Source organism: Bacteroides neonati (assembly GCF_000499785.1).
In the GTDB taxonomy this organism is placed as follows: domain Bacteria; phylum Bacteroidota; class Bacteroidia; order Bacteroidales; family Bacteroidaceae; genus Bacteroides; species Bacteroides neonati.
This window is the reverse complement of record NZ_HG726031.1, coordinates 13,938-27,441: the sequence shown is the minus strand read 5'-3', so window position 1 is coordinate 27,441 and position 13,504 is coordinate 13,938. Positions and strand designations below refer to the sequence as shown.

The following is a 13,504-nucleotide window of genomic DNA, read 5'->3' as shown; positions in this document are numbered from 1 at the left end:
GACTTTCAACGGTCTGCTTTCCTTCCGGTGTCTCGACCTCTTCCGATACCTTCTTATTCACATTACAGTGAATCCGTGTAAGCTCCTTGCCATTCAATGAATAAGTTACCTCGTAGCGATAGCCATCTGTGATTACTTCTCCTCTTACCTCTGTGGTTCTTGATGTTTCTACTAACATGATGTTATTTTTTAGAGTTAATAATATTGTCTAGCATGGGGCAAACCGCTTCTGTGATAAATGCCTTAAAATCCTTTCGGATGTACTTGTTTAGTATCACAGCCTTTGCCGCGTCTACTTCAATCTCCCCTTGATTGTACAGATTACGAGCAAGTTCCAACTCTCCAACGTCTTGCGTGTTGTTGTAAATGTCATTGGCTAACTCTTGTGATAGATCGAACTCGTTAGTAGTGCGATCAATTGCCGTTACTTTGATTTTTCTAAAGTTAATTTTCATTGTTTTGTTATTTTATTGTTAAAACTTATTTCGACCAAATATCATCACTTGAAATTCTGCCGGATCTTTCTCACTTCCGCCATCATCTTTAAACAATAAGGAAAATTGGCTCGCACTATGCCCGAAAAAACTGACCGTAGTATTATACCAGTTCCAATTATCGCGAATCTGAGCATTGCCAATCGCATGCACAAAGTAATCTACATGCCCAAGATTATGTGTTATTGTGTAACACCCTGCTCTTTGTCGGCTTATACCCGTGACATTCAATCCGTTTCCCCATGATCTCGCTAGTGCAGGATTCCAGTTTGAGCAACTATACTGACCACACCACAACACACCGGGCGCGTCCCATATATCGTCTTTGTCGTATTGGTCAACCGCCCCTCTTTGCTTGAAAACATGTGACCCTACCGACTTTATCGCATAGTTAGTATGCGGGTATCTTCCGACAGTGGGTTTATACGTTGTAATATTAAGCCCTACGGTATTTTCGCCAGCAACTTGTATTTTTGCAAGGTTAAGAGAGTCGCCACCAATTTTTACATACCGAAGAGAATCGCTGTCTCCGATTTGAAGAGATGCTCTAAAGTCATTATTCACCAAACTATTGTTTTGAACGAGAAACTCGCCTATCTTCGCATTATCCGTTACAGTTAGCTTTCCAGTGGTGATATTGGTAGCGGATATAATACCAGCGATCAAATTTCCGTTCAATATGGTCGTGCCGAATATGCTGACTTCATTCCCCGCAATGCTAATACCTGTCTTTACTTTCGATTCAATAGCACCATCTACTTTTGCAGTCAGTCCTAACCAAATATTATCAGGATTTAGAGCCAATTCCGCCGAGGCAACCCTACCTGTCAAGTCGTTAACCGCAGTAACTTGTGCAGTGATCTGCGTTGCCTGTTGCGTTATTGCCGATTCTGCCGAACCCACACGCTGCCCAAGGGTATTAAAATCCGATTGGGAGACTTTAGACGCGATCTGATTAGCCTGTACGGTTAGAGTTGCTTCGGCGGCAGATACACGATTACCTAATCCTGTCACTTCTGTTTTTTCTGCCTTAAGAGAGATACTATCACTTAATTGCTTGATGCTTGTAGATACCTCTGACTTCGTAGGGTACTTGTTTGCTGCATCAGCGATTGCCGCCTGTTTAGCGTCGTTCGCTTTCGCCTGTGCATCAAGTTTCGCCTCGGCTAGCTTTGCCTGTGCGTCTGCAATGGCGCGTTTCTCCTCTTCCGTAACGATACCATCAGCGTATGCATTTGCTTCGGTTTTGGCAAGTGTAGCCTTTGCGATGGCGACCGCTTCGGCGGCGGCTTGGGCTGCGTTGGCTTTGGTTTGTGCGTCTGCGGTGACGTCCTCGGGGGCTGGTGTCCAGTCGGTGGGTTTGTTGCCGCGTTCAAGTTTTATTAGATTAATAGTAGATACACTGGATAAACCTGCCGTTTCATGATAAACGTGAACAACGTCTCTACTCCCATCGCCAGAAATGGAATCGGGGCAAACAAAGATTAATTGGTATCTTTCATCAGTTACCACTGCGGGGCGACCGAGAGATGTATATCCGCCACCAATCCAAATCGAAAAACACTCTCTTCCAGCGCCAAGAATTCCCCAAATAGTCAAAATGTAAGTATTGCCAGATACAAGGTTTTCGCTTAATCGGTAGGCGTGAATTTTGTAAGAGGCGTTTGATACAGCAACCCCGCTATTCAATGCAAGGTTGCGCCCGCCCACCTGTATCGCAGATACCTTGTCGTCCGCATACTCTTTAACCTCGGTAATCTTGCTCTCAAACACTCCACCCGCTACCGTGAACTCTTGAAACAGACGCGTTACCGTATCGGCTTTTGCTTGTGCGACCGATGCTGCGTTCTGTGCCGCTTCGATCTCGCCCTCTACGCTCTTACCGTTGCGAAGCACGAATATACCTTTTAGAAATACGTTCATGGCATACAGACCGTAACCGCTCGGCTGGAAGTCTGCCGGAAAATCGGTGTCGGTAATACCATCTAAGCTTCCTAAAATTACTTTATTCTTTCCGACCAAGCTCGTTGAGTTTACACCATCCATTACAGAGATACGCGGCTTTCCATCCTCTGAAGCAGTCAGGTAAATCAAGCCTTGACGGGCTTTGTTGGTCGCGTTGCCCATCTGCACCAAGTCGTCACCTATGGCGGGAACAGCTCTGTTCGTGAACTCCGATTTGAGCACAAGAATAGAATTATTGCTTATCGACGATACACGAACCCAGTAGTATTTAGCGTGCCCGTTTGAGAACACTTGACAGCGAACGTAATCATCAACAACAAACTGCATATCGCCCTCAATGCCGATCACATAATAGGCAGGTGAGCCTGTTGTTTCGGCTACGGACTTAATGCGACCGTTGGCAGGAGAGATTACCAAACCACCGTTAACCGAACGTACCTTAGAAATAATCATCTCAAAGATCGTCATTACCTTGCGCACTACTACGTTGTCTATTTCTAAGTTCCAGTCACCGTTAATTGCTTTACTGATCTTGAAGCCTTCGCCAAGCAGACCGGGAGTGAACGCTTCGGAACTTACGTAATCCTTGATGATGGTTCGCATCATGGTAGCCACGTGAGATACGTTCAGATCGTATACCTCAGCGAGTGCCTGAACAAGCAGGTTGAGAGTTGTTATCTTACCGTCTCCGCTTACCGTGGTCTTTCCGCCGGCTGCCGTCAAGCCCTTTACAAATTCGATCACTTCGGCAGCCGTATCACGCTTGGTTCGACTGATAGCACGTTCTTCTATCTCCTTAACGCTACGCAAGGCAGACAAAGCAGCATCGTCGGTTAGCTCTACGTTATCGTCTCGCTTGATTAACTTGACACCGCCCGATAACTTAGGCACTAACACCCCGTTTTTCAGTTCGAGTATGTACAGCATCTTATCTTCAAGGCAAGCAATCGTTTGACCCTCATAAGGTACGTACTTCTTCTCTGCGTTGGCTGCATACGTGGTAATGTCAGCGAGCGTACGCATCACTGAGGTTACATCAAGAGGTTGCCCGTTCTGCCTCGAGAAAGAAAAAGGGATTGCAGCACCTTCGTATATTATTACATCGCTCATGACTTAATTAAATTTACTGTGTAATTGTCTGTTGCATCTTGTAGGTTCTCTATGTCGTTCACTATCGCACAACAGGTATAAGGGATAGGCAACTTTCCGTTGTCTCCGCTTACCTCGTTGATGGTCGATACCTTGATTTGTCCAATCGGTATGACGATACCGCTTATTACACCATCATAGACCAACTTAGTTAGACTATATTCGGCAGGGAAGCAGAAGATGATACGCTTCACACCGCGCTGAACAGAGAATCTGAAAGAGGTTGAAAGCATGAATCCCGAACTCGGTAGCGAACGAACAGAGGGCGAATCAGTAGGTATCGCATTGGCTGTGCCGGCAAACCATTTTCTTCTCGCGTTGACGCTGATCGTACTTGTAAGAGACAAGGCAGGTAGGTTGTCGGTTTCGTTGGCTTCGAAGTCGGCAAATGCTTTGTAGGTTTCGTTCTTCTCAATGAAGCCTGTTAGTACACGTGTGGCTGTCATATCTCCTTTTGAATCTGGATCAGAGAACACGAGCAAGGTCTTTACGTTATCATCGTTCATATAATACCCTTCAAATAAGGCTCCGTTGTCTTTCTGATTGGCAATATAAGTGAGAGTTCCTTTGGCTGAACCTATCTCTACGTCGTTAGCTGTGGATATTTTCCCTAAAAAGGTAGCTGGTTCGGGCTTGTAAAGCATCGTTCTAAATATCTGCTCGTAGGTAAGACCTTTCTTTAAGGTGTTCCCGGTTTCGATGTGGCCGGTCTTGGGGGAGTTTACGCGGATGTCTTTCGATAAGCCGTTATCAGTAGAGCCACCTGAAGAAGATCCACCACCGGAAGAGCTTCCTCCACCATTCACGGTCGTTTGCATGGAACTGATTTGCCCTTCAATTTTCTTTTCCCATTTCTCGTCTAAATAGTTGGAGACAACGCATGTCAATTCTCCCGTTTTAATCCTCCTGTCAACAGAAATGACGCGAATAACTTTATCAATATTGTGTTCTTGGACTTTTAGAGTAACCAAATCCCCCGGAAGCACCATTCGCTTACCACGTAGATAACGATAATCTATATTGAGGTCAAATTTGATGCGTTTGCGACAATGGAAGTCAAGCCACGCAGTAGCTGCTTTGCGTAACCTATCGATTGCACTTGTAACATAAGAGTTCGGGAGAATTAATCCTGTGAAGTTAAATTCGTCTGTTACTTTGGCTTGCTTTATCGTGCTTGGGATAGTAGGCTTTTTACCTGATGCATCTGCTAGAGCCGTTTCGTCTTCTTGCTCAACAAGTGTAATCTCCTTCTTTTCATTGTTCCATTGAAAAGAAAAGGACTTTCCCATTAAGTCGCCTGTAAGAAAGTTTATGCGTGCCTCGCTTCCAACAGCGACTTCTTTAATGTCGAAATCAATTTCGGAGCACTTGATTATACTATTGTTATTGCCCGATGCAGATGAAACGGCACTAACAAAAGAGGGGTGGATATCCGCAAACTCTACTCCGCGCTCTACAATTTTGCTATATTCCGAGAAATTTTCAATATATACCTCTGGCAAAATCAAATGTCCATTCTCATCCACGCAGCTAATACTTTCCACTGTTTGATCTGCATTAGGTTCAGAGAAGTAGTCGGTTGGGACCTTAGATTTGAGGATATTGCCAATTGTATAGCTGTCTCCAGTTGAGACAGAAGAGCCTTCGGGTAATTTAATCACATTCTTTCTGCCTGATACTTCTGGGTAATAGAGGCATTGATACTCATTACCTTTGTTTATGCCTGAAAGAAGCTGAATAGATGTGTTATATCGTATTCTTTCTACCCAAATACTAGACTTCCCTTCACAAGACACATCAATCCTGTTCATATATGGGGTACCGTCCAAATTATATATGTCTAGGCAGAGAGTCGTACCTCCAGATAGATCATTTGTCGTAATATCAAAAGTTTCCTTTGTGTCTAAGTACGTCCAACCATTACCGACTGCAACGATATTTACATTCTTTAGCGACTTTACGATAGTCCGTCTGGCTCCGACAATGTTTGTACCTTTATAATAGACCTCGACTACTACATCTATATTCACGTTAACGGGGATATAATCGTTACCTGGACGGTACCTTGAAGCCATCTTTATAGACAACTCAGTGAAATCAATAGCGTACGAACCAGCGGGTAAATCTGCTGGAGCACTATTCTTAAGGGCAAGTTTTCCATTAGATACAGAATATACTTGCGTTTGATCAACGGTAGTTGCAGTTGGCGTAATCTTGCTGCTTGCAGGGAAATAAGCCCCTTCTAACTTTCGTTTTTCATCGTGTACAAACAATCCGTCAACGGTCGCATCAAACACCAGAGACTTACGATAATATGGTGGAACGTTCTGAGTTCCTCCGATAGGATATATGCGCGTGATGGCGTTACCTGTATCTACGTTCTTTTGCGATACCGTATATAACCCTTTGCCTTTACCTTGAGAAAAAACGAGTCCGGTTTTATTCTCAATGTGATTAACAAAATTAATCTCCTTATTCTTTAGATAAAACTCAACTCCGAAGTCACTGGCTAATTTAGTTAAGACATCCCGACAGTTTATTAACCCAAAGGTTAGTGTTTTATAATCAGTAGTAGGAATATCTCCTGCCGACCAGCCTGCATCCACGCCCTCCATGTTTTCGCTAGTCTTGTTGATGTTCCAAATAAGGAGTCCTACAAAATCAGCTAACCGCCCCGTTAAGGTGAATGTTGCTTTCTTGGAAAGCTTATTAAGATAGAGTTTATCCAACAAACGATATAAAGGGTGCTCAAAAACAAAGGAGTATTGATACTCGACCTCTGATTTCTGATTGAATTCAAAATCTCTATTTAATTCATAAACAATGCCTTCGAATCGTATATAATCGGAGACAAGGACATTCAGAACGGAGTCAACTGTTACATCTATCACTATTTCGTCAGCGCCCATAATTGCCTTTTTGAGTGTTGCGTTATCATCCGCAACACTGCACACAACCTTTTCTACACCATCTACATTTCTGAATATATCAATCATATCACAACTCTGCATTTTAAATCGAACTTAAGCAAAGTTTCCAACGTGGGCTTTACTACCATTCCATCCTTAAAGTATAAATCAAATGATTCAGTTTCCGATAATTTAAGTGTACGTAGACCCGACCTCATACATAATGCCTGAAACTGCGTTATTTTAGAATATAAACTTTGTAAGTCGTCTCCTATCATTGTGCATGTAAAAGTTATATCTCTCGGCTCACGGTATAGCATTTGTGTATATGGCGATGTGGTACTGACTTCTATTCGTTTTGATATACTTTTATCATCCTTCCTTGATGCTATGTAAATCCCAAAATCACGAGCCATACTATAACCATCCAGTAGACTATCCGATCCACCGGATGGGAGTGTTAGTAATTTCGATAAGATAAAGTCCTGCTGCCAAAACTTAGTTGTGACAATGGCCATACAATATTCATAGTACTCTTCGACATCCAACACATCTTTCATTACTACTCCAAATTCTCCGAACTCCGTCCATAGATTCCTACAGGAAATACATGCCAGCTTGTAGTCGTTCAATTTTTTCAGATAATCAGATGAGGAACTTCCTTTTATACATACCTTTAGTGTGAGTGTCCGGCCATCTAACTCAATATCATCTTCATCAACAAACGGCTCAACAGATGTACCCCAATTGTACTCAATCGTTCCTTTCCGCTTAGGAAGATCAAATAACCCACTAATAGCAATGCATTCTTGTGCGTTATCGACATAGGGGACTGCACCCCAGATAGAAATATCTATTCCGTCTAATTTATAAGTCATATGTTTCAAGGTTCTTGTATACTGTCTTTATGTTCTGCCCAACGGAAGAGCGGACAGAAGAGCGTGCATACATGTTGATTATAACTTTAGCTTCCTCAATACACTCTATGTCGAGGATAGAGGAATCAAGAGCGTCTACCATAACAAAAGCATGCCCAGATGCCCTAATGGAAATCAGGCTATTGTGTTTTGCGTAAATACGAGATACTGCATATTCATTTGCTGTAAAATCAACCTTACAATTGAAGAGAAAAGCCGCTTTTGTCTCATTCTCTAGTTTAACTTCCTCGCCAATATAAATATGCTGTGTTCTGAGCTCTTTTTTGAATTTCTTCATCACCTGAAGGCGTGGATAGTCTTTCGCTAAACAGAAGTCAATACCCCGCCAGTATTCAGTTACTAGATCGTCGATACTCAAAGCGTTCATTAACCCGCTCTGTCCATTTCCACACATCTCTGGTGCACCGGAGATAAACCATTTTGCTAACTCTTTGATATCCATATTATCCTCTTCCGTTATATGATTTTGTATTACTTTTTATTTCTGATAATTCTCTTCCCATGCGAGTGAACCCGCTCTCTATTGAATCCACTATTCCGTCGGTATTATTTGCCGTACGCAATGTATTTGCATTAATCTGCCTAGTTTCGGCAAGAATGCTTTCGACATTTAGCATATACTGCTTAGCCTGCCGAAAATGTTCTGCTGTCATGTCTCTCAAAGCCCGTACATCAAGGGAGGTCATATTCCACAAACCAACCAACTGACTCGCTGTCCCTTCGGTCATCGCTGCCTGTAACTGACCAGTTACACCATTTTTGACTGTATTCTCCGTATCTTTAAATAGTTCATCGTACATTTTCATGGCTTCGGTAAAACGCTCGCCAGCCGCATTAGCAGTGTCTTCAAATCGCCTTTTATCAGCATCCGACAATTTGCCATCTTCCATATCCCTACCTAATTGGGTAACGGCACTCTGTATGGCCTGGCCTAGTATCTGCTTCTTCAATGCTTCTTTTACGGCATTTGCTAGTACCTTTTTAGTGGTGTCACCCATTGCTTTCGCTCCATCCTCACCTTGGGCGTAAGCTTCTACGAGGGCGTCCGCAAAATCGTCAATGGCGGACTGTATATCGGTACCTGCCCACATCTCAATTTGTTTCCGATTACTGTCCTCTATAGCATTATCGAGTGATATGAGTTTGTCTTTCCATTCCTGTATCTTATCCCCATCCGACTTCTTCTTGCTTTCTTCTTCTTTTATCTGCTGACGTATTAACTCTTGTTGCTTCCTGAGATTAGCCTCCTGTTGATCCATCAGTGAATACACTTGATTCGAATAAGTATTCTCTATCGTGCGCCCAAGTTTGTTGTAGGCGCGGTCAAGCTCTTCGACGCTTTTTTGCAAACTTTGTATTTTCTTCTCTTTCTTGTTGTCTCCATTGAATACGGCGAACAAAGCTGTTACTGCCTGTAGAGCTAACGATATTGCAGCAAGGATAATACTACTTGCTTCCGCCGTCTTGATAGCTGTAGCCATCGCTATGCCGGCGGTAGCAATGCCTTGAATCATCCCCATGACTTGCTTTCCGGATTCTCCCAAAAGATCACCAAGTACACCGCAGCTACTTACGGCATCATTGATAAATTCAAAAGATCCTTCTGTTGCCTTAGCAAGGTCTTTCCAATTCTGCTTTATGTTTTTAGTGGAGTCTTTTGAATCCTTGGCTCCTTCTCTAAACACCGCACTAAAAGCATTGCCTAGAGCGGCGAATGGATTTTCGGAAATGATTCTCTGCTTAGCTTCATTCAATGATTTTGTAAGTACCCTTGCATCTATAGGATTCAGCTTTAGGTCTTTCATTTGGCTTTCAATTGTCGCTATAAGGTTTTCTATCTGAGTAACAGTCAAATTATCCAGATCACCGAATAGCTGCTGCCATTCCTCAGACCTTTGAAGCATCTGCCCATTCAGCTCAGACATCGCTTCATCCCTACCTTTTAATACGCGTTGCTGTAGGTCTGCATTCCCGGTAGCTGCCGCATCTGCGATTTTCTTATCCCATTCCTGATTGAGAGTGTATTCTTTGCTCTTGTAATCATTTAACTGGGCGATGAGACCATCCATTTGCTCCTTCTTACCCTTACCCTCATCAACGGTCTGAGCTTTGGTAATTCCAGCCATTACAGCGATATACTTAGCGGAGGCTTTTGTTTTTGCTTCTTGAGCATCTTCACCTGTCTTTGTTAACTCAATGTTTCTTAGCTCACCATTATAAGCTTCTTGATTCATTTTCCGTAGGGAGTCGTAACGATCAACGATAGACTGTTTACGCTTCTCCTCTTCAGTAAGGAAGACGGAAGACAGTTCCTTCTGGAAGTCAATTTCCTTCTGGTCATAATCCTTATTTACCGCTTCGGTTTTATACCCGGCGTCGGCGTTTACAGCTTCTCGTTGTCGGGTGAAATTGGCGGACTGGTCAGACGGCATACTTTGGCCAACAGAAGCATATTTCTTCTTTAGTTCCTTTTCTTCGTCGTCGATAGCTTGCAGACGAGCTTTCTTATCTACTTCAATCTCAGACAGTGCTTTCTCACGCCCATCAGCCATGATATTAACACGCTCTTGCTGAAGCTTGAGTTCAACACTTAAGACTGTTTTGGCAATGTCTTCGAGCGTATTTTTTCTTTTCTCGGCTTCTCGTTTTTCGTCTTCGGTAGGAGGGGTGATAGTTTTAGTCTTTTTCGGGTCCTTTAATCTACGAGCTGCTTCCAATTTCTCTTTCGTTTCTTTTGCTTGCTTTTCCAATAGTTGGATGTCAAATTGACTGGTGAATTGTGGCATATCTTCAAAAGAAGGAATCTTAGGTATATTACCCCAATCGGTCAAAGAGAATTGTTTCTTTGCATTTGTTGCCTTTTCGATCTGAGTTTGTAAATTCTTCAACTCCTTTTCATAAATTGAAATACGGGTATCTATAGGGAGGCTTTCATCTATAAGTCTTTGCTTTGCAGACTGAATATTATAGTATTGTTTTTCAAGTTCTTCTAATTGTTTTTGCTCCCTTGTAATAGCCATTGTATTATTCTGTCTGGTTTCGTTTCCTTCTGTATCTCTAAAAATAACTTTTCCGTTCTCTTCCTTCAGCTTAGTGAGTCGCATTTTACTAGCGATCATAAGCGATTTTAATGATTTTGTATTATTATCATCCAGTAAGGTATTTTGAGCCTTTAGTGCTTTGTTCCTATCTATTTCTGCAAGGGTCGCCAAAGTAACACCTTTCCATAGATCAGGAAACATCTCTTTGAGTCTCTCCAATGCTTCTATTCTGATTCGGTCTGCTGCATTGGTATCATACAAGGTATCTAATAATTTACTAGTCGACTCCTTTAACTTGTCTTGTTCCTCTCTAAATTCTTGAAGTTTTGTTTTCGCTTTCTCAGTATTTCCGCTGAACATAAGCCATGCGGTAGCTGCTAGTGAGACAACAGTTAGTATCGCCCCAATCGGATTAGCTGCGATGGCTGTGGTAAGAGTACGTGTGGCTATGGATGCTTTTAGCTTTGCAGCAGCAAGGAAGCCATGTGCCCGGGTGCTCATAGTTGTAGCTACTGTATTACTCGCTGTTGTGGCATTGTTAAGTACTGTTGATGCCGAATCAGCCGTTGTTTGTGCTATGCCAAGTCGTTTCTCTTGATTATTCACTTTACGACTAATGGTATTCAACTCATTGGAGACAGATTCTTCTCGTTTTGCAGCAGCGATAACTTTAGATTGTGCGACCTCCGTAGCGGAAATGTCATTTGCTTGTAGAGCAGCCTCCAATTCTATTTTCGCTGCTTTTGTAGCCTCTTTCGACATCTCTACACGTTCTTTGGCGGCGGACATCCTAGCACGATTTTTTCCTAGAGATTTGCTTAGTGATTCAACCTCCTGATCTGCACTTATTTTCGCATTTGTGGCAATATCCGAAAGGGCATCGGAATATTCTTTGCTTCCTTTCTTTAGGTTTTGTTTTTCCAGAATAGCCCTTTGCTCTGCCGTAATTGAGCTTTCCAATGAAGCAATATATGCCTCTTGTGAAAGACGTTCAGTCTCCTTTTGCACTATTCCATCACCGACCACCTTATGATATGCCTCTTTTATCGTAGCCATCAGTTTCGTTGCTGTAGCTTCTGCGTTGGTTGTTTTCAAAGCGTCCATTGTGGCGACCTTGTACCCCACGAAAGCCACGGAGACAAGTTTAATCAACGTTTCTGCTGTTTGAAGACTGTTTTGCATATCTCCACTATTAAAAGCGTCGTTCATCTTCCGGGCGACTTCTGAGACTTCTTTCAGTATATCATCCCCCAGCGGGCGGAGTGCAGCAGTTAGGTTGTTCTGCAGCAGTTTTAATTGATTGTCCGCGCTCGTCTGCATTGTCTTAAAGGCTGCTTCGGAAGCACCAAGTGAGTTCTGTAGCTGACCTAAATCAGCGGCGGCAGCGGTGGCATTGTTACCAGTCATGCCAAGAACTGCATTTACTGCTTCAACCTCAGGAACTAATTTGCGAAGTTCAGACTCCGATCCATTGGCACGACTGGCAACCTCTGCCAATGCTTCTTGATAGGTGCGGCCATCAAAAGCACCGTCACCAAGTACTTTGGAGACTCCAAGGATAGAAGCACGTATCTGAGTCATAGCCTGAGCTGTTGGTGTACCTTGTTTGGTGAGCGAAGCAACAGCGGACAATACTTGCTCAATTCCAACACCATAAGAAGCGGCGATAGGTGCTGCCTGAGCAATGGTCTGCCCGAGTTCCCCCATGGTAGTTTTACCTAATTTGGCTGTCATGAACAGCATATCAGATACTGTACCAGCTTCACTTGCCGACATCTTGTAGGCGTTCAGCACTGTAGTGATTGCATCTGCTGCAGTAGCCGTATCTGTTACACCACCTACAGCAGCTTTAGCTGATACCTCGAGAATTTTCATAGCATTAGCACCATCATGCCCGGCAGATACAATTTGATACAGGGCTTTCGCTGAATCGTTAGCCGCCACGGGTATTTGTCGAGTCATATCCATAATACTATTCATGTAGTCCGTCAGACTTCCTTTTATCGTACTTGAGATAGACGCCACTTCATACATACTTTTCTGGAAGTCTTTCTCAAATGTATATGCGTCTTTGGCAGCTTTGGCAAAGGTTGCCGCTGCACTGATCCCAATTCCACCGAATACATCAAACGAAGTCACTTCTCCGGCCATGGCTTTGATGATTCCCATAGCTTCCCTTTTGCCCTTGTATAATCCGGTATTATCTATACCGGTTGCCATATACATGGCACCTGCTTTATTTACGATACCCATATACTTTTCTCTTAAAGTATAAAAGCAAAGTAAGTTTTACTTTCTGTAGCTACTAATTCTGAAATTTAGGGCACATAATCTCTTGAATTACCCTTATATTCTTTGTAATTGTTAGGTTTCTGGTTACATTTGCGGAATGTTTAACTAAAAAAACAACTGCTATGGAAGGTCTTTTAAATTTTGTTTCAATCATTATTATTGTTTTTGGAGTCTTGCAAATCATTTTATTCTTCAAACTTTGGGGTATGACAGACGATATACGTGCGATAAAGAATAAATATTTAAATCTTTCTAAAAATCAAGATTCTAACAATGTAAACCCAGTGTTAGGTAGTAAAGATTTTCAAATCGGGGCGCTTGTTGAGAATGTAAAGACTGAAAAAAAACTGATAATAAAAGAGATAAAAGATGGAAAATATAGATGTTATGACAACAGTGGAATAATATTTGAGGGGGATTTTGATGACTCTGAAATTAGGCTGCTTAGCTAATCATCAAAATACTTCAATAGCGCACATCAACTTAACGAGGTGCGCTAATGGAATTATAAGCTTCCTTTTTTTATCCGTTTCATTCCTCCGCTGTCAAAGTCTGGAATTTCTATCCAATCTCCTTCAGTACTATCAGAATCTTCGCCTTTCATCGCTTTATTGCGTTCATGGCAGATATAGGCGTATTCCTGCATCATTGTCTCAATAACAGCCACCCCACTATCAAGTATCTGCATATAAGTCAGCCCGAGTGCTTCATGCACG

General features: G+C 42.6%; 8 protein-coding genes. 1 reads left to right on the top strand and 7 read right to left on the bottom strand.

Annotated features, from left to right (window positions below; translation table 11 throughout):
• Window positions 1-182: 182 nt before the first annotated feature.
• From TY03_RS21070 to TY03_RS21045, 6 genes are read right to left on the bottom strand one after another with little or no spacing between them, the layout of a single operon-like run.
• The gene (locus TY03_RS21070; protein WP_042373657.1) at window positions 183-455 is read right to left on the bottom strand and encodes a hypothetical protein; all 273 of its coding nucleotides are present in this window, start codon (window positions 453-455) and stop codon (window positions 183-185) included.
• An 18-nt stretch (window positions 456-473) separates the two neighbouring features.
• Window positions 474-3,569: a hypothetical protein gene (locus TY03_RS22975; protein ID WP_042373655.1), complete on the bottom strand. Its 3,096-nt coding sequence runs from the start codon at window positions 3,567-3,569 to the stop codon at window positions 474-476.
• Window positions 3,566-6,604, bottom strand: coding sequence for a hotdog fold domain-containing protein (locus TY03_RS21060; RefSeq protein WP_042373653.1), 3,039 nt, complete (start codon window positions 6,602-6,604; stop codon window positions 3,566-3,568). Before TY03_RS21060 ends, TY03_RS22975 begins: the two co-directional genes overlap by 4 nt.
• Complete coding sequence (locus TY03_RS21055) at window positions 6,601-7,395, bottom strand: hypothetical protein (RefSeq protein WP_042373651.1); 795 nt, start codon at window positions 7,393-7,395, stop codon at window positions 6,601-6,603. Before TY03_RS21055 ends, TY03_RS21060 begins: the two co-directional genes overlap by 4 nt.
• On the bottom strand, window positions 7,385-7,897 hold the full coding sequence (locus TY03_RS21050) for a hypothetical protein (protein ID WP_042373649.1): 513 nt from the start codon (window positions 7,895-7,897) through the stop codon (window positions 7,385-7,387). The genes TY03_RS21055 and TY03_RS21050 overlap by 11 nt, the downstream gene beginning before the upstream one ends.
• A 1-nt stretch (window position 7,898) precedes the next feature.
• The gene (locus TY03_RS21045) at window positions 7,899-12,749 is read right to left on the bottom strand and encodes a phage tail tape measure protein (RefSeq protein WP_042373647.1); all 4,851 of its coding nucleotides are present in this window, start codon (window positions 12,747-12,749) and stop codon (window positions 7,899-7,901) included.
• Between the two features lie 161 nt (window positions 12,750-12,910).
• Between TY03_RS21045 and TY03_RS21040 the strand changes: the two genes are divergently transcribed.
• Window positions 12,911-13,240: a hypothetical protein gene (locus TY03_RS21040; protein ID WP_042373645.1), complete on the top strand. Its 330-nt coding sequence runs from the start codon at window positions 12,911-12,913 to the stop codon at window positions 13,238-13,240.
• A gap of 53 nt (window positions 13,241-13,293) precedes the next feature.
• Here TY03_RS21040 and TY03_RS21035 read toward each other — a convergent pair whose 3' ends face one another.
• A complete protein-coding gene (locus tag TY03_RS21035) occupies window positions 13,294-13,503 on the bottom strand; it encodes a hypothetical protein (protein ID WP_042373670.1) in 210 nt (69 codons plus the stop codon).
• Between the last annotated feature and the right edge of the window lies 1 nt (window position 13,504).